We start from the raw sequence: 25,108 nt of genomic DNA, 5'->3' as shown, positions 1-25,108 counted from the left end.
CGCGCCGAACGCCCATCGAGCCAAGGCCCTTTGAAAATGCGCAACCCCGTCGATACCGTGCCACCCCTGCCCCGCATCTACGCCCTGGACCCACAGGAGGCGGAGCAAAGCTGGGACAGCGCGCCGCAACTGCTGGCGGCGCTCAACGCTGCCCGGCTGGGCGCCTGGAGCTGGGAAATCGATACCGGCCGGATCAGCTGGTCCCGAGGCACTCAGGCCCTGTTCGGCTTCGACCCGCGCCAGCCGCTGCCTGAAGACCTGGAGTACCTGGATCTGCTGGCCCCCGAGGACCGCGCCAAGGTGGTCCGGGCCTTTCATGCGGTGCTGGCCGGCGAACCCGCTGTCCAGGCCATGCACCACCGTATCCAATGGCCCGATGGCAGCCTGCACTGGCTGGAAATCAACGGCAGCCTGCTACCGGACAAGGCCGGGCGTCGGCGAATGATCGGGGTGATCCGCGAAATCACCCACCAGCGCGAGCGCGAACACGCCCTCAGCCATTCGGAAAAGCGTTTCGCCACCCTGTTCCATTTGTGCCCGCTGATGGTCCTGCTGACCCGCCAGACGGACGGCCTGATCAGCGAAGCCAACCAGTATTTCGAGAGCCTGTTCGGCTGGCCGTTGGCCGATGCCATTGGCCGCAGCACATTGGAGCTGGGCCTCTGGGTACACCCCGAACAACGCGCGCATCTGGTCAAGGCCACCCAGCGCAAAGGCGCCCCCATCACCATGGAAGTGCAGTTTCGCGCCAGCAACGGGCAGGTCCACGATGGCACCCTCAGCGCCCAGAAAGTCGAGCTGGACGGCGAGGACTACCTGATCAGCACCTTCCTCGACACCACCGAGCGCAAGAATGCCGAGCAGGCCCTCAAGGACAGCCAGGAACGCCTGGACCTGGCCCTGGACTCGGCGCAACTGGGCACCTGGGACTGGCACATCCCCAGCGGCATGCTCTATGGCTCGGCCCGCGCCGCCCAATTGCACGGGCTGGAACCCCAACCGTTCCACGAATCCTTCGAGGCCTTCTTTGAAGGCATGCCCCAGGAAGAGCGCGAGAGCATGCGCAACGCCTACCGCACCCTGCGCGAAGGCCCGGCGGGCAACTACCAACTGACCTACCGCGTGCAACTGGAAGACGGCAGTTCACGCTACCTGGAAAGCCGCGCCCGCCTGTATCGCGATGACACGGGCGTACCGTTGCGAATGGCCGGGACCCTGCTCGACATCACCGACCAGGTTGAACGTGAGCAGCGCCTGATCGCATCCGAAGAAAAATTTGCCAGCCTGTTCCTCGCCAGCCCCGACCCGATCTGCGTGACGCGCCTGGAGACCGGCCAGTTTATCGAGATCAACCCCGCCTTCACCCAGACCTTCGGCTGGACCGCCGCCGAGGTGCTCAACAACAACGCCGAGCAGATCGGCTTGTGGGAGGAGTCGAGCCAACGCCTGCAGCGCATCGAGCAGGTGATTCGCGAACAATCCTTGAGCAACGTGGCAATCACCGTTCATCACAAGAACGGCCAGACCCTGAACTGTGTGATATCCAGCCGCCTGATCCAGGTCAGCGACCAACCCTGCATCGTCACCACCCTGCGGGACATCACCCAACAACAGCGCTCGGAAGCGGCGCTCAAGGCCAGCGAAGAGAAGTTCGCCAAGGCCTTTCATTCCAGCCCCGATGCGGTGTCGATCACCGAGCGCGATACCGGGCGCTACGTGGAGGTCAATGACGGCTTCTGCCGCCTCACCGGCTACCGCGCCGAAGAAGCGATCGGCCTGACGCTGTACCAGATCGGCATCTGGGCCGATGAAAACCAGCGCGCGGCGTTATTGGCCGAGCTGCAGATCAAGGGCCGCATTCATCACCTGGAAATGCTCTGGCACAACAAACGCGGCGAAGTGCTGGCGGTTGAAGTGTCGGTGGAGCCCATCACCCTCAATGAAACCCCCTGCCTGTTGCTGACCGCCCGGGACGTCAGCCTGCTGAAAAACGCCCAGGCGCAGATTCGCCACCTGGCCTATCACGACCCGCTGACCAACCTGCCCAACCGCGCCCTGCTGATGGACCGCCTGAGCCAGCAGATCGCCCTGCTCAAGCGCCACAACCTGCGGGGCGCCCTGCTGTTTCTTGACCTGGACCACTTCAAGCACATCAACGATTCCCTAGGCCACCCGGTAGGCGACACGGTGCTGAAGATCGTCACTGCACGCCTAGAAGCCAGTGTGCGCATGGAAGACACCGTGGCACGCCTGGGCGGCGATGAGTTTGTGGTGCTGCTCAGCGGCTTGGAAGGCACGCGCCCGCAAGTCAGCACTCAGGTCCAGGAGCTGGCCGATACCCTGCGCGAACTGTTATCCGAACCGATGTTCCTGGATGGCCACCGCCTGCAAGTCACCCCGAGCATCGGCGTGGCGCTGATCCCCGATCACGGCTCAACCCCGGCAGATTTGCTCAAGCGCGCCGACATCGCCCTGTACCGGGCCAAGGATTCAGGGCGCAACACCATCCAGATGTTCCACAACAGCATGCAGAAAACCGCCAGCGAGCGGCTGCGCATGGAAACCGACCTGCGCCTGGCCCTGTCCCGCGGCGAGTTCAGCGTGCATTACCAACCCCAGGTGGATGCGCGCGGCAACACCATCGTCGGCGCCGAGGCCCTGGTGCGCTGGCAACATCCGCAGTTGGGCGCACAGTCCCCGACGGAATTCATCAAGGTCCTGGAAGACAGCGGCCTGATCCTTGAAGTGGGCACCTGGATCCTCGACGAAGCCTGCAGCACCTTCGCGCAGTTGATTGCCGAGGGCCTGGTAGACCCGCTGAACTTCAGCCTGTGCGTCAACATCAGCCCGCGGCAGTTTCGCCAGAATGATTTTGTCGAACGGGTAGAACGCAGCCTGCGCAACCACCACCTGCCTTATACCCTGCTGAAGCTGGAGATCACCGAAGGCATCGTGATCCAGAATCTGGACGACACCATCAGCAAAATGCGCCGCCTGAAAAAGCTCGGCGTGAGTTTTGCGATGGATGATTTCGGCACCGGCTATTCGTCGCTGACCTACCTCAAGCGCCTGCCGGTGGATGCGCTGAAGATCGACCAGTCGTTTGTGCGCGACGCCACCCATGACCCCAACGATGCGGAGATCATCCGTGCCATTGTGGCGATGGCGCGCAGCTTGAACCTGGACGTCATTGCCGAAGGTGTGGAAACCCCTGAGCAACTGGCGTTTTTGCAGGGGCTTGGGTGTCATTTGTATCAGGGGTATCTGCACAGTCGGCCCTTGCCGGTGGAAGGGTTCAGGCAGGTACTGAAGCGAATGCCCCAGGCCACTTCATCGGAATAAGTCGCACCGGATTTTCCTGATGGGCAGCTGCTTTTTGAGCCTGTAGGTTCAGGTGCTTTCCATTTTCGGACACACCTACCATGCAGGATGCAAAGCACTCCCCGGCGCTGCTGGGGATAGACCTGGGTACGACCCACAGCGTTATCGCCCTCTGGCACGAGGGCAAAACCCGGCTGATCCCGAACGCGCTCGGCGATGTGCTGACGCCTTCAGTCATCAGCCTCGACGAGGACGGCAGCATTCTGGTCGGCAAGGCCGCCCGGGCTCGCCTGGCGACACACCCGCAGCGAAGTGTGGCCGCCTTCAAACGCTTTATGGGCAGTGACAAGCGCTTTGCGCTGGGCGACCAATCGTTCAGCCCCGAAGAGTTGTCGGCGCTGGTGCTCGGCGCACTCAAGGCGGATGCCGAGGCTTGGCTGGGGCACCCGGTGCATGAAGCGGTCATTTCGGTTCCGGCCTATTTCAGCGATGAGCAGCGTAAACGCACCTTGTTTGCCGCCGAGCTGGCGGGGCTTGCCGTGACACGCCTGATTAACGAACCCACCGCAGCAGCCATGGCGTATGGGCTGCACGAGCAGCAGTTTGAACGCACACTGATTTTCGACCTGGGCGGCGGTACCTTTGATGTAACCGTTCTGGAGTACGCGCTGCCACTGATCGAGGTGCACGCCTCTGCCGGCGACAACTTCCTGGGCGGGGAAGACTTCACCGAAGCCCTGTTTAAGGCGTGCCTCGGGGACTGGCAATTACTGCCGGCAGCGCTCGACGTACAGGCGCAGGCCAACCTGCGCGACAGCCTCGAAGGGTTCAAATGCAAACTGGCCAGCGAGGTGCAAACCCTGACCTGGAACCACGCCGGCGTCACCCGCGAATGGCAACTGGATGAGCCTGGTGCGCTGAAAATCTGGGAGCCTTTACTAAACCGGTTGCGCACTCCGATTGAACAAGCATTGCGCGACAGCCGGTTACGTCCTCAAGACCTCGACAACCTGGTACTGGTGGGCGGCGCGACGCGTATGCCTGCGGTGCAACGGATGGTTGCCGCGTTGTTTGGCCGTCTCCCCTACCGTCATCTTGACCCCGATACCCTCGTCGCCCTGGGCGCAGCGGCTCAGGCGGCGTGCAAGGCACGAGACCACGCCATCGAGGAGCTGATCCTGACCGATGTGTGCCCCTATACGCTCGGCGTTTCATGCCTGCGCGGGGAAGATGACAGCGACGCGTTCTCGCCGATCATTGAGCGCAACACGGTGATTCCCGTCTCGCGGGTACAGCGTTTCTACAGTTCCCACGCGCAGCAGGCACTCATACGGGTCGCGATCTACCAGGGAGAACGACCGTGGGTGCAGGACAATATCTTTATCGACGCGTTTGAAGTCCCGCTGCCGCAGACCGGTGAGATCCAGGCGCTGGACATCCGTTTCAGCTACGACATCAACGGGCTGCTGGAGGTCGACGTGACATTGCTGCATAACGGTGAACGCCACAGTCACAGCATCGACCACACACCCACCGGGCTCGGCGAGGAGGCTCGAAAAGCCAGCCACCAGCGCCTCAGCGCCTTGAAAATCCATCCCCGGGACACCCTGCCCAACCGCACGCTTATCGCACGCCTTGAACGCGCCTGGGCAAAAAGCCTGGGGGATGATCGAGAACGCATCGGCGCCTGGCTGGACACCTTCAATCAAGTGCTCGCCAGCCAGCGCCCTACCGAGATCACCGCCTGCCAGCAGCAACTGAACGGGGCACTGGACCAACTGCAGCTTTAACCACCGGCCTCATCCCGATGAGGCGGTGCACCTGGAGGGAGGCCGTAGCGGTTTGGCAGGCGGTCACCCGGCCAGAAAAACAACGCCAGTGGGATAACCGGCAACACAAACGCCAACCCCATGCCCAGCAACAGCGTGGGGGCGCCGCGCCCCATGTCGTGCAAGCGCCGCACACTGGCCCCTGCCAGCAAAAGCAGGGTAAGCGCCAGCAACGTCAACGCAGCGCCCGGCGTGACATTCATCATCAATGCCGAAAGAAGGCCAACCACCGTAAGCCCCAGGCTCTGCCCGAAAAAGGCCGCGCGCCCCAGGCGCGTGTCCAGTCGCCAGAATGCCCAAGGCGATACCGGTGCAGGAGTACTGCAGTCGCGACGCGCTTCTGCCGCTGGCGACACTCGCGGCGCAGATTGCGCGCGTATCTTCTGCCCTGCCCGATACCGAAACCCTTCAAGAATCAGCTCTTCCAACACATCACTGGATGGCGGTTCATCAAGCACCTGTTGCACATCCTGATCAGTACCTTCGCGCAATGCCCAGGCATGGCGATAAAGCCGGTGCAGATCAGCATCCTGCTCCTTGTCATTGAAGCACGCCTGAAGGGGCCGCGTATCACCACCGACCTGCCACTGGGCGTAGGCACCGGCAAAACTTCCCAAATCCGCCCTCAGCGCATTGAACCAGCGCGCCAGCGTTTCCGGCTGCATCGTTGGTGCTTCCGGGTCCTGTTGAATATCAAACTCCCGAGCATAGTCCCTGCGGTCAAATGCTTGAATCAACAACGGCAACCGCTGCGGATGATGCCGCCCGCAAAGCTCCAGCAAGTAATCGGCGGCTTTCGGGTGCCGATGTTCATGCCAGAGCTTGAGCCAACCTTGCAGCGCCTGTTCTTCCAGGCCCAACAGGGTGTTCTGACGCGTCAACAGAAACAATGCATCAAGGTCGTCCGATGCCTGATGATGCAACTCGATACACGCTTCACGCAGGCCCTTGCCCGCAATCCCGGCGAGCGTCTGCTGCACCAGCAGACGGCGCATCAACGCAGGATCCGCCGGGAGCGCTACGCAGGTAGCTTGGCTGGCAAAGTGCACATACTCGCGTAAAGGCCGCTGGTGATAGAGGTGGTCCAGGCTGTTTACGTACCAGAGGGCTTCCATTTGTGCAGGTGGCGACCACTCCCCCATCAACTCGAGGTCAAAAGGGTCGGGCCGCTGGAGGACGTGCAGAAACTCGTCGATGTGGCGAGCGCTGTCGAAATCCACATTGAGCAACCGATCCGACCACCCAAAACGTTGCGCGAGCAACAGCGCACATCGCGACGATAGCGGCCCCGATTGCATCAGCTCACTGAGCAATCTCCAGCCGAGGTCTTCGAGCCTGTCCAGCGGCAGAGTATCCAGTTGCCGGATAAAGACTTGCCAGGCGTGCACATTAAAGCGTCGGGCTGGATCTTCCAGTAAAGCCTCGAATTCCGACAGCAGTTGAGTACCGGCATCTGGCGGCGTATCCACCAGAAGAACGCGATCCGGCGGCTCCGTGCGAGCAGCCTCCAGGGCAGCCTCGTAAGCGCTGCGCAAAGTCTGGAAGCCGGTAGGGTCGCTTTCCGGGTGGTGCTCGGGCAATCGGGCACGATAGGCGGCCCGAATCAGATCGAGATTCTCGGTGGGTTCTATTCCCAGGGCTTCCCAGCAGGTCATTGCCATTCGAACACCCCCAGGCTGTCGGGACGCGGCAGTGGGTCAAGGGGCAGGTCCCAGGGCAAGGGTTCAAGCAATGAGGCTGCGGCTTTGGCCAGGGTCCGGACGACAAGCTGGGTACTTTCACAGGCAGTTTGAAGTGCCAGCGCGCGATGCAGTTGCTCTGCGGGTAGCCGCTCACATTTCCAGAAGGTATATCCCGCCAGAAACCCATTCAGATAGGTGTCCCAATTGTCGTAATGATGCCGCGCTCGCAACGCCAGCCGGCTGTGCAGCCAGAGGCTTTCCGACAAGTCGATCCATTGGTTGCGCAAACCACAACGCAACAGGAAACCCATTCGCCCCAGGTCCCAGGCGCGTATGCCGCCTACTCCGCACACGCCAAAAGTCCGGCTGGCAAATTCGTACAATGCAAACTCACGTTGCCCCAGGTCCTGCCGGAGGCGGCTCCACTCACTCGGCAAACAGCGCGCCCATTGATGGTAGGCCTCGTTGAGGTGACGTGCATGGCCGTTGTCCGCCAGGGACAACATGCCGAACAACTGGTCGCGATCATTGATTCCCCAGCTGCCGTCGAGATCAATAGGGGAAGGACCCGCATAGAAAGCCGGCTCGAGATAACCGGCGCCAGGGTTGATGGACACCATGGGAGCAGACAGGGCATACAGCCAATGCTGTTGAACTTCATCCATGAGCAGGAGGTTCCAGAGTCGATGAGAGTAGCCAAGGCCAACTACCTATGCGGACACAGATTGCAAGGCATATGCAGCCGGCCACCATCGGACTTGTCCTTTCTGCGCGCAGAAAAAAGACCACGAAGATCTCGTGGCCTGTGTTTCTCAAACTCTGCACCTTTTTGAAACTAAACCAGCTTTAGCGCGGTGCCCTCTTCATCCATCCAACTTGATGACTTCAGTGGGTGTTTATACCCGTAATCATCAAAAGCCCCATCAACGACGACGACAGAATGCATAAAGTTCGCCAACGTGCCGGTTGCACCATCTGCCAGTTCCTGGACGCTGCTGCTTCGGGTAAAGGCGAACAAACCCAGACGTCGCAGTGCATCACCAGGGGTCTCGCCATCATTGAGCGTGCTCATCGCCGCTTCAAAGCTCTCGCCGGCACGATACTCGTGGTTCTCCATCTGCGCCCGCTTGGCGCTGACGGCGTACAGGAAATTCGCATCCTTGAGCAGGCCGGCGTCGTTGCCTTTGAAATTCGAGTGTTCCCGGGCTGTTTTCAGTTCTGCGTGGGTCAAGCTGACCTTGCTGGAATCGCGCATCGTCACGGTGTAACCGTCGCGGGTCTCGGTGATGTTTTTATAGATGCCCTGGGGACTTTGCCCATACTTCATCATCGCCGCCTTGATCGCCGATACCGTGACACAGTTCCCCTCGACGCCTTGATAGAATCCACTCCAGATATCCCCAGGCTTGACCCCGACCGGTACATTGGAAAAAGGCGGGGGTCGCTTGCTTGAACCAACGGGCACTCCGTCCGGTACCTCCTCGGCGAGCATGTAGCCATAAGATTTGACGATCGATGGCTTGTCACCATTGCTGTGCTGCACGCCATCCAGTACCAGGGCACTCGAATAGCCAAAGGTACTGACCACCCCCACCGCGCCCTGCTCCTGCATCTTGGCGGGTGGCACGATGCGCAAGAAGCCAGTCATGCCCAAGCCCTTCAACACGCGGTATTCCGTATCGCCTTTGAGCGTGTTCGATAAAACCTTTTCAAACGATGCCCCGGGGTCCTGGTCACCGCGGGTCATCTGCTTGCGCTTCGTGTACGCCGCCAGCATGAAGTTGGCCTGCTTCACCGCGTCGGGGTTTTTCCCAGCGAATCGCGAGGCCGTGGTCGCTTGCTGCAGCTCTTGCCTGGAAAAATGCAGTTCGAAACCGTCCTTCATCGTAATGTCATAACCGTCTCCCGCCGGGGTGACTTTCTCGAACATATCCGTGGCGTCTGAACCAAACCTCATCATCATCATTTTTATGACGCTGGCATGGCTGCTGCCATCAACAACCTCACCGAATCCTCGCTCAGCCGCGTTAAATCCGCTGAGAATGTCAACGGGCTTGCGGCCACGTTGGGTGGACGACGTATCGACGAGGGGAACATCGACCGGAGCAATCGGCACATCTCGCTTAACCGGCCTAGCCGTTTGCCCCTCCTTGTCCAGCACGTAGACGTAGGGGCGGTCGGGGCGATATTGACGGTCAAACCGATGCGCCACCCCATCCCGAATCAGCGCGGCACCGAAGTTATGCGCCTCCATGACGCCCACGGAGTTCTTGCCGACGAGTTGCTCCGAAGGGATCTGCTGCATAAACCGGCCCATACCCATGCCCTTGAGCAGGTTCGATGCAGTCTCACCCTGTAAGGACGTGGTCAAGGCCGCGTTAAAGCTGCTGCTGATACGGCTGTCGGAACTGGACAATTGTTTGCGCTTGACGAAGACAGCCAATGCGAAATTCGCGTTTTCCACTGTACTGGCATCACCACCGACAAATCTCGACGCTGAGGCAGCGCCATGCACTTCATGATCGGAAATATGTAACTTATAACCGTCTTTCAGCGTAACGTCATACCCCGAGCCAACACGCTTTACTTCATCAAATAGATCAGCGCGCGCAGGACCGAAGGTCGATATCATCATCTGGATAACGGCAGAATGGCTGCTCGTATCAAAATGCTCACCGAACTTTCGCTCGGTGGAACTTATAGTACTTACACTGTCGACAGATTTGTTCTCGCCCCCATATACACGCGCAGGGTGATTGACCGCCGCACTCATTGCATAACCCGTATTCATAGTAACCATGGAGTACTCCTTTAAAGGACGAACACACAACAGCCCGTGACAAACGCTGCCACCTCTACAATGCGTTCAGGTATAAAAAGAAAGTGCATGAACACGGCATACAGTATTTTCTGCACGACATGAACTGCACCCAGCCAGATAATAAGTTCAACAAAATCCAGCTATAAATTTAACGTGTTACGCAGCAACGATCATATTCTTATTGTTTTTATAGATGCCCCGTTAGCCAACCAATGCAACAGCCCGTCCAAACCGCGGTCTCCCCGCTTTAGTCCCATACATCTCCTCACAACCATCAACCACTGCTACAGAGTGCCTGCTCCTGTTGACCATACCGATCAATGATTTATCAGCGAACGCACTGACCGGAACTTCTTTCATATGCTGGCGCAAGCCCAGACGCTTGAAGCCTTCCCCGGGCCCTGTTTCGTCTTCACCGTCGTTGAGGCTGTTTATCGCGGATTGAAAGCTCCTGCCTGCAGTCCCGTCATTGTTTTCCAGCATCGCTCGCTTGGCACTGACGGCAAATAGAAAGTGCGCATCCTTGAGCATGCCGGGATCGCGCATCGGGACAAACTTTGAGCCGCGCCTGGCTTTGGCCAATTCATCCTTGCTCAAATCCAGCGTGTACCCGTCACGCATGACAATGTGATAGCCATCACCCTTGGCTTGAACAGACTTGAAGATATCGGTCGGGCTTTGACCGAACTTCGCCATCGCCGCCTTGATCGCCGAAATAGTCACGCAATTACCGTCAGGACCCTGGCGAAAGCCGTTCCATATATTTTCCGGCTTGGCGCCGTTGCGCTTATCGGACAGATCAGGAAGCGGCTGCGGTGTTGGATCCGGCAGGGGTACATCCGGCTTGGGCAGCACTGCCGGCGGGGGCGCAGGTGTTACCTTGGTCGTCACTGTATTCGCCAGTTCCTTGCCCGCCAGCAGGCCTTGCAACTGTGTAAAAAACTGGGTGAACAGATCGAGGAGCTTTGCTAACAGCGGGGTGTCGCTGGCTGTGCTCCCAACGGTACTTTGATCGTTATTACCGAACGATGAGAGGACTTGTTTATCAACGAATACCGGCTGCACGGGAACCGATCGTCCTGGTGTGTTGCAGGTTTGCGAATGTTGATAGTAGTTTCTGACCGCGCCCGCATTATTGATTTCTGAACAAGACATATAACCATCCTTCATCAAGGGCTCCCCCGACGTTTTTGATCGGGGGCGCCTTGTTGAAAAAAACTGAGGAAGTGGCCGACTTACCTGCTTATCCGGCGGCCGGGATTAAACCGCCAGTCGCTGTCGAACGCTCGACGCCTGCCGTTGGCTTCAAACTCAAGGACATCCTCAGACGGCCCTGGCGAAGTGATGTCCGGCTTCGGAGCGTCTGGCTTCGGTGGAACCGGCGCATCGGGCTTCGGCGGGAGCGGAGCGTCCGGCTTCGGCGGGAGCGGAGCATCGGGCTTCGCCGGGACCGGTGCATCGGGCTTCGCCGGGACCGGTGCATCGGGCTTCGCCGGGACCGGTGCATCGGGCTTCGCCGGAACCGGTGCATCGGGCTTCGCCGGGACCGGTGCATCGGGCTTCGCCGGGACCGGTGCATCGGGCTTCGCCGGGACCGGAACGGCTGGCTTCGCCGGGACCGGTGCATCGGGCTTCGCCGGGACCGGAACGGCTGGTATCGGCAAGGGCACGTCAGGCTTTGGCGGGACTGGCTTCGTTGCATCCGGGTGAGGGCAATGGCAGTTCATCACTTGGACCGTGACGTTCACGTCGGAACTGCTCCGGCTGTTCGGCTGCACGTCCTTGCCCGGTGCGTGGTCTGGCCTGCGGGGCTCTGGCAGGGGTTTAGGCGTTACCTTAACCTCGGAACTCGGAACCGCTGGATTGTTTGCTGGCTTGTCTCTCTGTACCGACACATCAGGATTGGTCCCGGACTTGTCCTTGAGTGCAGTGCTCAATACCTGCGAGTTAGTCTCGGCCTTATCCTTAAGTGCAGTGTTCAATACCTGCGAGTTGGTCTCTGCCTTATCCTTGAGAGCAGTGTTCAATACCTGCGAGTTGGTCTCGGCTTTGTCCTTGGCTACAGTGTTCGGCACTTGCGAATCAGTCCCCGCCTTGTCCTTGGCCGCAGTGTCCGGCACATTCGATTTACTGTCCGCCTTATCCTTCACCGGAGTATCGCTGCTCTTCTCGTGTTTAGGCAGCGGGCCAGCATCGGGTACCAACTTGGGCATCCCCCCCTGTCCGGACAGCATGTTCCGTATGGCCTTGAATGCATATTCAAACAACTCGAACAACTTCTCGAGTGCATCCTTGTTGAAGGTAACGGTTCCATCCGTCGCCACGGCGGGATTGTTTTTCAATACTGTGCCGGGCGTATTCGCCCGGATTTCGCCGGCGCTCTTGTCGACAGACTTTGGCAGGTCTGCATTCTGCTGATTGAAATCATTAGTCAAGCGAGGGAAATTATTGACCGACAAATTAGACATAAACAAATCCTTATTCAGTGATTGCCAAAACGCCTTCAGCGGTCTGCAAACAGACCATCCAGGTTCTGGACTGGAAACAAACCCGAGTGCTGCACACTCCCTACTTTCGTGGGTGTTGCGAGCATCGGGTTCCGAAAATCGGCCTTCACATAAGGAAATCAAATGAAAATAGAGACTTTATCCTATGGACTTTCCGTAAAACATCGTGCCGACCCGATGGTCGCCGTGGGAAAAATGGATATATCAGGCAACAGTCAGCCGTTAAGGCAAATTGATGAAATCACTCACCTACACCAGTCATTCATATCTGTGTTATTGCGCGCGCCCCTCATACTCCAACTAACAAAACTTGAAAATATGCGCCTCTGACACCGCAAGACTCTGTAGCAAACAAGAAACTTGCTCACATATATAAAGCAACCAAAAAAGCTCTAGTCACGCCCCCCACAAACACTCGTTGTTAACGATCCAAGGCCTTATCTCAAGCAAAAAAAAGGGCGCCCACGGCACCCTTTCCTACTGGATTGAAACGCTTATATATATGTACTCAATTTTGCAGCGCAACCGAATCAGGCACCCTCAACAATCGTCCTACCTGCTTAAGGTCGGTTTCCCGCCGCATCAGCGTAAATAGTTCGACTGCTTCGGGATAGTTGCGGGTCAACATGGCCAGCCATTGCTTCAAGCGCCCCGGCGCCTGCCGCTCGGTCAATTGCTCGACGGATTGCCGCCAGAACTCATGAAGCATGGGTTGCATCTGCGCCCAAGTCATCTCCACCACCTCTTCCCCGGCCCGCGCGGCAGCAATCTGCCGAGCCAGGTCGGGGCGGGCCACCAGGCCGCGGCCGAGCATGATGTCTTCCACACCGCTGATTTCCCGGCAACGTCGCCAGTCTTCAACGCTCCAGATATCACCGTTGGCGAACACCGGCACCTTCACCACCTCCTGTACGCGCGGGATCCACTCCCAGTGCGCCGGGGGTTTGTAGCCGTCGGCTTTGGTGCGGGCGTGCACGACGATATGCGCCGCGCCGCCTTCGGCCAGGGCCGTGGCGCATACCAGGGCACCGTCCGGGCTGTCGAAGCCCAGGCGCATTTTGGCGGTGACCGGAATATGCGCCGGCACCGCACGCCGCACGTGCTCGACGATCTGGTTGAGCAGTTCCGGCTCCTTGAGCAATACCGCACCGCCACGGGACTTGTTGACGGTCTTGGCCGGGCAGCCGAAGTTCAGGTCAACCACCTGCGAGCCCAGCTCACACGCCAGGGCCGCGTTTTCCGCCAGGCACACCGGGTCTGAACCGAGTAACTGCACACGCAGCGGCACGCCGGCAGCGGTCTTGGCACCGTGCAGCAACTCAGGGGCGAGTTTGTGGAAATAGGCAGGCGTCAGCAGGCGGTCGTTGACCCGGATGAACTCGGTCACGCACCAATCAATACCGCCGACCCGGGTCAGCACGTCCCGCAGGATGTTGTCGACCAACCCCTCCATGGGCGCCAAAGCAATTTGCATGGAAAACACTCAACGAAAAACGTGGCGCAGTTTACTGGTTTCAGACGCTGGCAGGTAATTCGCCTTGCAGCGCAGGGCCATAACCCTCAAGAAATTCCGACGGCATGCGCTTGGGCTTGCCGCTGGACAGTTCGATGCAGACAAAGGTGGTTTGCGCTCGCAGCAAGGTAGCGCCATCACGCGGGCGTACCAGCTGGAAGCGTCGTGTCATTTTCAGGCGCTGGTCCCAGTCGACGATCCAGGTCGCCAACTGCAGCTCATCGCCTTCGTAACCGGCGGCGAGGTAATCGATCTCATGACGCACCACGGCCATCGCGCGATCCAGCCTGCGGTACTCGCTAAGGTCCAGCCCCAGGCGCTGGGAATGGCGCCAGGCGCAGCGTTCGAGCCAGGACACGTAAACGGCGTTGTTGGCGTGCCCCAGACCGTCGATGTCTTCGGCACCGACCTGCAGATCGATGATAAACGGCGTTGCCAAATCCCAGCCCATGGGGTGCTCCCGGTCGATTAATGTCGGCGGCGGGCAGTGTAACCCATGGCTCAGGCGGTTTGGCGCTCCGGCACGTGGCGGCCGGCCAGCAGCGCCAGCACGCCCTCGATCACACGCGGATCCGCCAGCACTTTCTGGTGCCCGCCCTGCTCCAGGCGCAGCAGGCGGCTGTCGAACCAGGCGTCGTGGATCACCTGGCAGGCTTTGACCGAGACGAAGGTGTCGTCTTCGGCATGCACGATCAGCCCCGGGATATTCATTTGATAGTGGGCGACGTCGAGATGCTTGAGGGGCATCCCCATCGTCAGCTCCACCTCCTGGATAAACGCCGAACGCGCACGGGCCGGTAAGCCAACCATGCCGGCGAAACCACGCAGCACGTCGAGAAACCGCGAGGGTGCCGCGATGCTGACCAACGTCTCGGTGCGCAAGCCCAACTGCACCGCCAGCATCGCGCTGGCGCCGCCCATGGAGTGACCGACTACCGCATGCAACGGTGGCAGCTCGGCTGCCGCTTCCAGCATGGCGCGAGCGAACAGCAGCACGTGGGCTTCGCGCCCCGGCGAACGACCGTGGGCCGGGCCGTCCAGTGCAACCACCGAATAGCCCGCCTCCACCAGTGCCGTGATCAGGCTGGCGAACTGCGTCGGGCGCCCTTCCCAGCCATGCATCAACAACACTGCAGGGCCCTGGCCCCACTTCAGCGCCGACAGGCCGAAACGCAAAGTGATGCGCTCGGACTGCGCCAGCAGCGGCAGCTCCCAGTCACGGGGTGGCAAATCGCGAGGCGTCATGAACACTCGACGCATCTTGCTGGCAACGGTGTGCGGCGCCAGCCGGCCCAAGGTGCCATTGACGCCACGAATCCATTTCAACGTGCCCATCGCTCATCCCTCAGGCCAGAAGCCGTTCTTAACGCACTGCGGACTTGGCCGCACGCAATACACGATCCGACAACTCACCCGGGCCCAGGGCGCGGGCCAGCGACAAGCCGCCGATCATCAGTGCCATGTCGGCCAAGGCCTTGTCGGTGTCTTCCGGACTGGCGGCCAGCTGTGCCGCCATCAGTTCGCAGTGTTCGTTCAAGGCCTGGCGGAACTCATCCGGCAGGCGGCTCATTTCGCCCACGGTGGAAGGGATCGGGCACGCCTGGCTGGTGGAGTCACGGTGTTTACGCGACAGGTAGAACGCTGCGACCAGCGCGCGACGCTCTTCACCGGTCAGCGAGGAGTCCATGTCATCGACGGCGGCGCGACGCCGGGCCAGCAACTCGGTGAAGGCCTCCAGCATCAGTGCGTCCTTGCTTTCAAAGTGCGCGTAGAAACCGCCGACGGTAAGCCCCGCCGCGCCCATCACTTCGCCCACACTCGGCTCGGCCGGGCCACGCTGCACCAGGGCAGCACCGGCAGCTTGCAGAATGCGTTCGCGGGTTTGCGCTTTTTTATCGTTCATCGTTGCCTCCGAATCTCATGCTTCGAATATTATTACCATAATAATATTTCGCAAGCCACAGGCATGACCATTGGTCAGAAGAACACTCAGGGAAAAAGGAAGGAGGATTGGCCAAACGCCAGACAAACAAAAGGGCCATTCAATAATTGAATGACCCTTAAAAATCCCGCAGAGCGGGTAATCGTGGCGTCCCCTAGGGGACTCGAACCCCTGTTACCGCCGTGAAAGGGCGGTGTCCTAGGCCACTAGACGAAGGGGACACAAACCTTCTGTACAACTGATCAGCGCTGAGGACTGATCGAATTCAAGGACGGTGTGGCCAGACCTTGAACCTGTAAATTGGTGGAGCTAAACGGGATCGAACCGTTGACCTCTTGCATGCCATGCAAGCGCTCTCCCAGCTGAGCTATAGCCCCGGATTTTTCGCCTCGCGGCGCAGCAGACCTTTCGAACTGCTTGTTGAAACTGGCGTCCCCTAGGGGACTCGAACCCCTGTTACCGCCGTGAAAGGGCGGTGTCCTAGGCCACTAGACGAAGGGGACACAAACCTTCTATACAACGTGATCAGGCTGAGTCTGATCGAATTCAAGGACGGTGTGGCCAGACCTTGAACCTGTAAATTGGTGGAGCTAAACGGGATCGAACCGTTGACCTCTTGCATGCCATGCAAGCGCTCTCCCAGCTGAGCTATAGCCCCTCGTCGGTGAGGACGGGGCGAATCTTAATGGCGTATTCGAAACGTGTCAAATTTATTTTCAACAATTTTCAAAATTTTTTGCCGAGATAACAATCACTTACCGAGCAAACCCCGGAAAACCGGGGTTTGGCCGTTACAACAGCGTGCTTAAGCGATAGCGCCCAGCAGCTTTTCCCATTCCTTGTTTTCTTTCTTCGACACACCACCAAGCAAATCAAGGGCTTGGCGCAGACGGAAGCGAGTCAGGTCCGGGCCCAGAATTTCCATCGCATCGAGCACCGACACCGAACTCGCCTGCCCGGTGATCGCGGCAAACATCAGCGGCATGGCATCGCGCAATTTCAGTTCCAGGGATTCAACCACCGCCTGGATAGTCGCGGTAATCGCATCCTTCTCCCACTGGCGCAGGCTTTCGAGCTTCCACAGGATCAACTGCATCAACTGGCGAACCTGGTCACCCGAGAGTTTCTTCGACTCAAACAGCTTCACGTCCGGGTTCACGCCACCGGCAAAGAAGAAACTCGCCAACGGTGCGACCTGGCTGAAGGTCTCCACCCTGCCCTGCACCAGCGGCGCGATCTTCATCATGTACTCGGGGTTCAACGCCCACTGCTGCACGCGGCTGGCGAACTCTTCCACCGGCAGGTCACGCAGCCACTGGCCGTTGAGCCACGACAGCTTCTCGATGTCGAAGATCGGCCCACCCAGGGACACACGAGACAGGTCGAAGTTATCGACCATTTCCTGCAACGAGAACTTCTCGCGCTCGTCCGGCATCGACCAGCCCATGCGGCCCAGGTAGTTGAGCATCGCTTCGGGCATGAAGCCCATGCGCTCGTAGAAGGTCACCGAGGTCGGGTTCTTGCGCTTGGACAGCTTGCTCTTGTCCGGGTTACGCAGCAGCGGCATGTAGCACAGCTGCGGTTGTTCCCAGCCGAAGTACTCGTACAGCAGGATCAGTTTCGGCGCCGATGGCAGCCACTCTTCGCCACGCAGTACGTGGGTGATGCCCATCAGGTGGTCGTCCACCACGTTGGCCAGGAAGTACGTCGGCAGGCCGTCGGTCTTCATCAGCACTTGCATGTCCATGCGGTCCCACGGGATCTCGACGTCACCGCGCAACATGTCCGGCACCACGCACACGCCTTCGCTCGGCACCTTCATGCGGATAACGTGCGGCTCGCCGGCGGCCAGGCGCCGGGCCACTTCTTCCTTCGACAGCAGCAGTGCGCGGCCGTCATAACGCGGGGTTTCGCCACGGGCCTGCTGCTCGGCGCGCATCTGGTCCAGCTCTTCGGCGGTGCAGAAGCACGGGAAGGCATGGCCCATGTCGACCAGTTGCTGGGTGTACTGCTTGTAGATGTCGCTGCGCTCGCTCTGGCGATACGGGCCGTGGGGGCCGCCGACGTCCGGGCCTTCAGCCCAGGTAATGCCCAACCAGCGCAGGGCATCGAAAATCTGCTGTTCCGACTCGCGCGTGGAGCGCAGTTGATCGGTGTCTTCGATCCGCAGGATGAATTCACCGCCATGCTGCTTGGCAAAGCAGTAGTTGAACAAGGCGATGTAAGCAGTACCTACGTGGGGATCCCCAGTAGGCGATGGCGCGATGCGCGTGCGGACGGTGGTCATGGCGGGTCTCGAATTGGCGATAAAACTGAAAATGAAACAAGGGGCGAATGGTAACAGCCCCAAGCCCTTGGGCTCCAGCGTGGGGAGGCGAACAAAGGGCATATGAGACAAGCTCCGGTCTCAAGTCTCGACATGGCTATTTGCCAGACCGTTCGCTGGCTATATTCCATTACCTTTTGTCGACGACATTATTGCCATGCCTGCCCCGCTCAAACGCCGCCTGTTTATCTTCCTGTTTATCGTGGTCCTGATCGCCGCGGGCTTTTTCGCCCAGTGGTTCTTCAAGGGCCGTTTTTATGAAAGCACCGACAACGCCTACGTCCAGGGCGAGATCACCCGGGTCTCCAGCCAACTGGGTGCGCGCATCGTCGAGGTGCTGGTGGGCGACAACGAGCACGTGGAAAAAGGCCAACTGCTGGTCAAGCTCGAAGGCGACGACTTCCACCTCGCCGTCGACCGCGCCAACGCCGCCCTGGCCATGCGCGAAGCCGAGCGCGTGCAGGCCCAGAGCAAACTGACCCAGCAAGCCAGCCTGATCGCCGCCGGTGCAGCCAAGGTCTCGTCCAGCCAGGCCACCCTCGGCCGCTCGCAGATCGACCTGAACCGCGCACAAACCCTGCGCAAACCCGGCTATGTCTCCGAAGAACGGGTCACCACCCTCGACGCCGACAACCACATCGCCCGCTCCCAGGTGACCATGGCCCAGGCCGACCTGCAGGGCCAGCGCCAGCAGGTCAACGCCCTGAACGCCGAGATCAAGCGCCTCGACGCGATGATCGCCAACGCCAGGACTGACCTGGCCCAGGCCGAACTGAACCTGACCCGCAGCGAAATCCACGCGCCCATCAGCGGCCTGATCGGCCAGCGCGCCGCGCGCAACGGTCAATACGTACAGGCCGGCGCCTACCTGCTGTCGATCGTCCCGGACCAGGACATCTGGGTGCAGGCCAACTTCAAGGAAACCCAGATCGGCCACATGCAGCCTGGGCAAAAAGCCGAGCTGACGTTCGACGCCTACAGCGATACTCCGATCGAAGGCCGCGTGGCCAACCTGTTCGGCGCCTCCGGCGCGCAATTCAGCCTGCTGCCGCCGGACAATGCCACGGGCAACTTCACCAAAGTCGTACAACGGATTCCGGTCAAACTGACCTTCGCCACCGACAACCCGCTGCAGGGCAAAATCCGCCCGGGCATGTCGGTGACGGTCAAAGTGAACATCCAAGACCCGCACGATGGCCGGTGATCAACTGCTGCCGCCGGTAGGCGAACCGAGCCGGCGCGACTGGATAGCAGTCATGAGCGTAATGCTCGGCGCCTTCATGGCGGTGCTCGACATCCAGATCACCAACTCCTCCCTCAAGGACATCCAGGGCGCGCTGTCGGCCACCCTGGAAGAAGGTTCGTGGATTTCCACTTCCTACCTTGTGGCCGAAATCATCATGATCCCCCTCACCGCCTGGCTGGTGCAGCTGCTGTCGGCGCGTCGGCTGGCGGTGTGGGTCTCGGGCGGGTTCCTGATCGCCTCGCTGATGTGCTCCATGGCCTGGAGCCTGGAAAGCATGATCGTATTCCGCGCGCTGCAGGGCTTTACCGGCGGTGCGCTGATCCCGCTGGCGTTCACCCTCACGCTGATCAAGTTGCCCGAACATCACCGCGCCAAAGGCATGGCCATGTTCGCCATGACCGCCACCTTCGCCCCGTCCATCGGCCCGACCATTGGCGGCTGGCTCACGGAAAACTGGGGTTGGGAATACATCTTCTACATCAACATCCCACCGGGCCTGATCATGATCGCCGGGCTGCTGTACGGCCTGGAGAAAAAGGACTCCAACTGGGACCTGCTCAAAAGCACCGACTATCTTGGCATCGTCACCATGGCCGTGGGCCTTGGGTGTTTGCAGGTGTTTCTGGAAGAAGGCCATCGCAAGGATTGGCTGGAATCCAGCCTGATTGTCAGCCTGGGCACCGTCGCCCTGTTGAGCTTGATCACCTTCGTCATCGTGCAGATGTCCAAGCCCAACCCGCTGATCAACCTGCGCATCCTCGGCAATCGCAATTTCGGGCTGTCGAGTATTTCGAGCCTGGGGATGGGCGTGGGGTTGTATGGCTCGATTTATCTGCTGCCGCTGTACCTGGCGCAGATCCAGAACTACAACGCCCTGCAAATCGGCGAAGTGATCATGTGGATGGGCGTTCCGCAGCTGTTTTTGATTCCGCTGGTGCCCAAGCTGATGAAATACGTGTCGCCCAAATGGCTATGTACGCTGGGGTTCGGGTTGTTTGGGTTGGCGAGCTTTTCATCGGGAGTGCTGAACCCGGACTTTGCCGGCGACCAGTTCAACCGCATCCAGATCATCCGTGCGTTGGGGCAGCCGTTGATCATGGTGACAATTTCGTTGATTGCCACGGCGTACATCATGCAAAAAGACGCGGGGTCGGCGTCGAGCCTGTTCAATATTTTGCGAAACCTGGGTGGGGCGATCGGGATTGCGTTGCTGGCGACGCTGCTGGATGCGCGCACCAAGACCTACTTTGATTACCTGCGTGAGGCGATTGTGCCGACCAATCCACAGGTGGCGGAGCGCATGGCCAGGCTGACGGAGACGTTTGGGAGTGAGACGGCGGCGTTGGGCAAGTTGAGTGAGATAGCGCATCAGCAGGCGCAGATCATGGCCTATAACGATGCGTTCCATTTTGTAGGGTTGGCGTTGGGGATCAGTATGGTGGCGATCTTGTTGACCAAGGCGTTGCCGGCGGGGCTTAAGGCTGGGGAAGCCCACTGAAATAACCTGTGGCGAGGGAGCTTGCTGTGGCGAGGGAGCTTGCTCCCGCTGGGCTGCGAAGCGGCCCCAAAATTCTGGGAGCGCTCCGCACTCCAGCGGGAGCAAGCTCCCTCGCCACAAAGAGCTTGAAGATCGTTCCCACGCTCTGCGTGGGAATGCCTCACTGGACGCTCCGCGTCCGCTCTTGGGACGCAGAGCGTCCCGGGCTGCTTTCCCACGCAGAGCGTGGGAACGATCATCAGACCGCCAGTAACCGCTCCCGCAACTTGCCGATCTCATCGCGCATCTGCGCCGCCGCTTCAAACTCCAGATCCCGCGCCAACTGGTACATCTTCTCTTCCAGCTGGCGAATACGCTTGGTGATCTCGCTCGGTGAACGCAATTCCGCTTCGTACTTGGCATTCTCCTCCGCAGCCTTGGCCATGCCCTTGCGCTTCTTGCTGCGCGAGCCCGGCACCGTTGCGCCTTCCATGATGTCGGCCACATCCTTGAACACACCCTTCGGCGTGATGCCATGCTCCAGGTTGTAGGCAATCTGCTTGTCGCGACGACGCTCGGTCTCGCCAATCGCCCGTTCCATGGAACCGGTAATCCGGTCCGCATACAGAATCGCCCGGCCATTCAGGTTGCGCGCCGCCCGGCCAATGGTCTGGATCAACGAACGCTCAGACCGCAGGAAGCCTTCCTTGTCCGCATCCAGAATCGCCACCAGGGACACTTCCGGCATATCCAGGCCTTCACGCAGCAGGTTGATCCCCACCAGCACATCGAAGGCGCCCAGGCGCAGGTCGCGGATGATTTCCACGCGCTCCACGGTGTCGATGTCCGAGTGCAAATAGCGCACGCGCACGCCGTGGTCGGCCAGGTAATCGGTCAAGTCTTCGGACATGCGCTTGGTCAGCGTGGTGACCAGCACCCTCTCCTCCAGGGCCACGCGCTTGGTGATTTCCGAGAGCAAGTCATCCACCTGGGTCAACGCCGGGCGGATTTCGATTTGCGGGTCCACCAGGCCGGTCGGGCGCACCAGTTGCTCAACTACCCGCCCGGCATGTTCGGCCTCGTAGTTACCCGGCGTGGCCGAGACAAAAATCGTCTGCGGGCTGATGCCTTCGAACTCGTCAAAACGCATCGGCCGGTTATCCAGCGCCGATGGCAGGCGGAAGCCGTATTCCACCAGGGTCTCTTTACGGGAACGGTCACCTTTGTACATCGCGCCCACCTGCGGCACGCTGACGTGGGACTCGTCGATCACCAGCAAGGCATCGTCCGGCAGGTAATCGAACAAGGTAGGTGGCGCCTGCCCGGACTCGCGGCCCGAGAGGTAGCGCGAGTAGTTTTCGATGCCGTTGCAGTAGCCCAGTTCTAGGATCATCTCCAGGTCGAAGCGGGTGCGCTGTTCCAGGCGCTGGGCTTCCACCAGCTTGTTGTTGGAGCGCAGGTATTCCAGGCGCTCCACCAGCTCAGCCTTGATGCCCTCGATGGCGCCCATCAGGGTTTCGCGCGGGGTCACGTAGTGGCTTTTCGGGTAGAAGGTGAAGCGCGGCAGCTTGCGGATCACTTCGCCGGTCAACGGGTCGAAGGCCGACAGGCTCTCGACTTCATCGTCGAACAGCTCGATGCGGATCGCTTCCAGGTCGGATTCCGCCGGGTAGATGTCGATCACATCGCCGCGCACGCGGAAGCTCGCCCGGGCGAAGTCTATGTCGTTGCGGGTGTATTGCAGGCTCGTCAGGCGACGCAACAGTTCGCGCTGGTCGAGTTTGTCGCCGCGGTCGACGTGCAACACCATCTTCAAATAGGTTTCCGGGCTGCCCAGGCCGTAGATGCACGACACCGTGGTGACGATGATCGCGTCTTTGCGTTCCAGCAGCGCCTTGGTCGCCGACAGTCGCATCTGCTCGATGTGGTCGTTGATCGAGGCGTCTTTCTCGATAAAGGTGTCGGACGACGGTACGTAGGCTTCGGGCTGGTAGTAGTCGTAGTAGGAAACGAAGTACTCCACCGCATTGTTCGGGAAGAACGCCTTGAACTCGCCATACAACTGCGCGGCCAGGGTCTTGTTCGGCGCCAGCACCAGGGTCGGGCGGTTCACCTGGGCGATCACGTTGGCGATGCTGAAAGTCTTGCCGGAGCCGGTCACGCCGAGCAAGGTCTGGTGCGCGAGGCCGGCCTCAATGCCTTCGACCATCAGGCGGATGGCTTCCGGTTGATCGCCGGCGGGCTCGAAGCGGGTGACTAGCTGGAAATCCGACATAACGTACCTCTTGAGTCACCCCGGGGCCGGAAAAAGCAACGGGGACGAAAAAGACCGCGACCCGCGACTGCTCGGCGCAGGTTGCAGGAAAAAACCATGATAGCTGTAGAAGTGGAGGCGAATGTGACGGGTTTCAAGGCAATCGTCCTACATGCCGTTGGTCACCCATGTTGCAATAAGACTAACGGTCGGTAAATAAACCGAAAAACTTGGCCGAAAAGCCGTTTCGGCTGTCGCCGTGAGCAGTGATGGCCTCTATACTAGCTCCCCGTTTGTGCACCGCTCTAGTGCATTCGGCTGGAGCGCGACACGTCCCTCCACTCTCTATAGAGCTGCCGCAAAAATGAGCCTGTTCTCCGCTGTCGAAATGGCACCACGCGATCCAATCCTGGGCCTCAACGAAGCATTCAACGCCGATACCCGAACCACCAAGGTGAACCTTGGCGTGGGCGTTTACTGCAACGAGGAGGGGAAGATTCCACTCTTGCGTGCCGTTGCCGAAGCGGAAGCCATTCGCGTGGCGCAACACGCCGCCCGTGGCTACTTGCCGATCGACGGTATTGTCGCCTACGACCAGGCCGTGCAAAAGCTGCTGTTCGGCGCGCAATCGCCGCTGATCAGCTCCGGCCGCGTCATCACCGCCCAAGCGGTCGGCGGCACCGGCGCCCTGAAAATCGGCGCTGACTTCCTCAAGCAACTGCTGCCCAACGCCGTCGTCGCCATCAGCGACCCGAGCTGGGAAAACCACCAGGCGCTGTTCGAAAAAGCCGGCTTCCCGGTGCAGACCTATCGTTACTACGACGCCGCCACCCACGACGTCAACCGCGCCGGCCTGCTGGAAGACCTCAACGCCCTGCCGCCACAGTCCATCGTCGTGCTGCACGCCTGCTGCCACAACCCGACCGGCGTCGACCTGAGTCCGGCCGACTGGCAACAAGTGCTGGACGTGGTCAAGGCGAAAAAACTCGTGCCGTTCCTCGACATGGCCTACCAGGGCTTTGGCGACGGCATCGACGAAGACGCCGCTGCGGTGCGCCTGTTCGCCGAGTCGGGCCTGACTTTCTTTGTGTCCAGCTCGTTCTCCAAGTCGTTCTCGCTGTACGGCGAGCGCGTGGGCGCCCTGTCCATCGTCACCGACTCCAAGGAAGAAAGCGCGCGCATCCTGTCCCAGGTCAAGCGTGTGATCCGCACCAACTACTCCAACCCGCCGACCCACGGCGCGGCGATCGTGGCAGCGGTGCTGAACAACCCTGAGCTGCGCGCCCAGTGGGAAGCGGAACTGGCCGAAATGCGCCTGCGCATTCGCGGCATGCGCGAGCAGATGGTCGCTGACCTGGCCAAGGCGGCTCCGGGCCATGACTTCAGCTTCGTCGGTCGCCAGCGCGGGATGTTCTCCTACTCCGGCCTGAGCGTTGAACAAGTGACACGCCTGCGTAGCGAGTTTGGTATCTATGCGCTGGATACCGGTCGTATCTGTGTGGCGGCGTTGAACCAGAAGAACATTGATGCCGTGACCAAGGCCATCGTTCAGGTGCTGTAAGCCTGTTGTGATGCAAAAAAGGGGAAGCCGATGGCTTCCCCTTTTTACTGCAACATTCTTTTGTGAACACCGAACCTGTGGCGAGGGGGCTTGTCCCCCGTTGGGCTGCGCAGCGGCCCCAAAAACCTGCCACCGTGAACTTTCTGAGTGAATGCGGTGCCTGAATCAGGGCCGCTTCGCGCCCCAACGGGGGACAAGCCCCCTCGCCACAGGGTAAGTGGGTTGCCTAAACAAATAGGGCATCCCCCCTAAAAATTCGCTGCTTTCAGTCCGCTGCCCCTAGACTGACAGCAAGACAGTCCCTTTCCTTGAGTAGCCTATGAGAAACGACGACCTGGACCTGCGTGCCGACCGCGACGAACTGGACCACTTCACCCCGCGCCCACCCCCCGTCAAGCGCCAGAAAAGCCTGGTACTGCAAGTCGCCCTCGGCGTATTCCTCGGCGGTTTGGCCTTGTGGCTGGTGCAACTGGGCGCCGGCGCCCTGATGGCCAAGCTGGCCATGGGCACCTTCCAGTTCGGCGGCTGACAAAGATCAAATGTGGGAGCCGTCGAGCTTTAGCGAGGCCGCGATAGCGGTGGGTCAGGCACCCTCAATATCGACTGTGCCGACGTCATCGCAGCCTCGC

The 25,108-nt window shown here is 60.0% G+C and carries 17 protein-coding genes and 4 tRNA genes; 6 read left to right on the top strand and 15 right to left on the bottom strand.

Features of this window, described 5'->3' with window-relative positions; all coding sequences use genetic code 11:
- The first annotated feature begins 36 nt into the window (after nt 1–36).
- Nucleotides 37–3,342: a bifunctional diguanylate cyclase/phosphodiesterase gene (locus HX811_RS26035; protein WP_177048039.1), complete on the top strand. Its 3,306-nt coding sequence runs from the start codon at nt 37–39 to the stop codon at nt 3,340–3,342.
- 80 nt (nt 3,343–3,422) lie between these two features.
- Nucleotides 3,423–5,111 (top strand): molecular chaperone HscC, encoded by a 1,689-nt coding sequence (locus tag HX811_RS26030; RefSeq protein ID WP_177048037.1) that lies wholly within the window; start codon nt 3,423–3,425, stop codon nt 5,109–5,111.
- Here HX811_RS26030 and HX811_RS26025 read toward each other — a convergent pair.
- From HX811_RS26025 to gltX, 14 genes are all read right to left on the bottom strand, one after another.
- Nucleotides 5,108–6,811, bottom strand: a complete 1,704-nt coding sequence (locus HX811_RS26025) for a DUF805 domain-containing protein (RefSeq protein ID WP_256344467.1) — start codon at nt 6,809–6,811, stop codon at nt 5,108–5,110. The two genes, HX811_RS26030 and HX811_RS26025, sit on opposite strands and share 4 nt — an antisense overlap.
- On the bottom strand, nt 6,802–7,497 hold the full coding sequence (locus HX811_RS26020; protein ID WP_177048035.1) for a DUF1266 domain-containing protein: 696 nt from the start codon (nt 7,495–7,497) through the stop codon (nt 6,802–6,804). The genes HX811_RS26025 and HX811_RS26020 overlap by 10 nt, the downstream gene beginning before the upstream one ends.
- Before the next feature lie 170 nt (nt 7,498–7,667).
- Nucleotides 7,668–9,632, bottom strand: a complete 1,965-nt coding sequence (locus HX811_RS26015) for a hypothetical protein (RefSeq protein WP_177048033.1) — start codon at nt 9,630–9,632, stop codon at nt 7,668–7,670.
- 222 nt (nt 9,633–9,854) lie between these two features.
- Complete coding sequence (locus HX811_RS26010) at nt 9,855–10,823, bottom strand: hypothetical protein (RefSeq protein WP_256344466.1); 969 nt, start codon at nt 10,821–10,823, stop codon at nt 9,855–9,857.
- A 65-nt stretch (nt 10,824–10,888) separates the two neighbouring features.
- Nucleotides 10,889–12,121, bottom strand: coding sequence for an adhesin (locus HX811_RS32090; protein ID WP_256344465.1), 1,233 nt, complete (start codon nt 12,119–12,121; stop codon nt 10,889–10,891).
- Between the two features lie 547 nt (nt 12,122–12,668).
- Nucleotides 12,669–13,634, bottom strand: a complete 966-nt coding sequence (locus tag HX811_RS26000) for a tRNA-dihydrouridine synthase (RefSeq protein ID WP_177048031.1) — start codon at nt 13,632–13,634, stop codon at nt 12,669–12,671.
- Between the two features lie 40 nt (nt 13,635–13,674).
- The gene (locus HX811_RS25995; RefSeq protein ID WP_177009373.1) at nt 13,675–14,124 is read right to left on the bottom strand and encodes a thioesterase family protein; all 450 of its coding nucleotides are present in this window, start codon (nt 14,122–14,124) and stop codon (nt 13,675–13,677) included.
- A 50-nt stretch (nt 14,125–14,174) separates the two neighbouring features.
- On the bottom strand, nt 14,175–15,008 hold the full coding sequence (locus tag HX811_RS25990) for an alpha/beta hydrolase (protein WP_177048029.1): 834 nt from the start codon (nt 15,006–15,008) through the stop codon (nt 14,175–14,177).
- Between the two features lie 28 nt (nt 15,009–15,036).
- The gene (locus HX811_RS25985) at nt 15,037–15,576 is read right to left on the bottom strand and encodes a TetR/AcrR family transcriptional regulator (protein ID WP_003214462.1); all 540 of its coding nucleotides are present in this window, start codon (nt 15,574–15,576) and stop codon (nt 15,037–15,039) included.
- Between the two features lie 184 nt (nt 15,577–15,760).
- Nucleotides 15,761–15,836, bottom strand: a tRNA-Glu gene (locus tag HX811_RS25980).
- A gap of 80 nt (nt 15,837–15,916) precedes the next feature.
- Nucleotides 15,917–15,992: transfer RNA gene (locus HX811_RS25975), tRNA-Ala, on the bottom strand.
- Nucleotides 15,993–16,042: 50 nt separating this feature from the next.
- Nucleotides 16,043–16,118 (bottom strand) — tRNA-Glu (locus HX811_RS25970).
- Nucleotides 16,119–16,197: 79 nt separating this feature from the next.
- A tRNA-Ala gene (locus HX811_RS25965) sits at nt 16,198–16,273 on the bottom strand.
- Between the two features lie 147 nt (nt 16,274–16,420).
- Entirely contained in the window at nt 16,421–17,902 is a 1,482-nt protein-coding gene (gltX, locus tag HX811_RS25960) for a glutamate--tRNA ligase (protein ID WP_003214464.1), read from the bottom strand.
- 196 nt (nt 17,903–18,098) lie between these two features.
- On the opposite strand from gltX, the gene HX811_RS25955 reads away from it, so the two are divergent.
- Nucleotides 18,099–19,145 (top strand): HlyD family secretion protein, encoded by a 1,047-nt coding sequence (locus HX811_RS25955; protein WP_102368518.1) that lies wholly within the window; start codon nt 18,099–18,101, stop codon nt 19,143–19,145.
- Nucleotides 19,135–20,685, top strand: a complete 1,551-nt coding sequence (locus HX811_RS25950) for an MDR family MFS transporter (protein ID WP_008438772.1) — start codon at nt 19,135–19,137, stop codon at nt 20,683–20,685. The genes HX811_RS25955 and HX811_RS25950 overlap by 11 nt, the downstream gene beginning before the upstream one ends.
- A gap of 238 nt (nt 20,686–20,923) precedes the next feature.
- Here HX811_RS25950 and uvrB read toward each other — a convergent pair whose 3' ends face one another.
- A complete protein-coding gene (gene uvrB / locus HX811_RS25945) occupies nt 20,924–22,939 on the bottom strand; it encodes an excinuclease ABC subunit UvrB (RefSeq protein WP_003214470.1) in 2,016 nt (671 codons plus the stop codon).
- Between the two features lie 343 nt (nt 22,940–23,282).
- Between uvrB and HX811_RS25940 the strand changes: the two genes are divergently transcribed.
- Entirely contained in the window at nt 23,283–24,479 is a 1,197-nt protein-coding gene (locus tag HX811_RS25940; protein WP_177048027.1) for an amino acid aminotransferase, read from the top strand.
- Between the two features lie 319 nt (nt 24,480–24,798).
- Nucleotides 24,799–25,008, top strand: coding sequence for a hypothetical protein (locus tag HX811_RS25935; protein ID WP_003214473.1), 210 nt, complete (start codon nt 24,799–24,801; stop codon nt 25,006–25,008).
- The last annotated feature ends 100 nt before the right edge of the window (nt 25,009–25,108 follow it).

The organism is Pseudomonas sp. F8002 (assembly GCF_013385495.1).
In the GTDB taxonomy this organism is placed as follows: domain Bacteria; phylum Pseudomonadota; class Gammaproteobacteria; order Pseudomonadales; family Pseudomonadaceae; genus Aquipseudomonas.
This window is presented reverse-complemented; position numbering and strand designations above follow the sequence as displayed.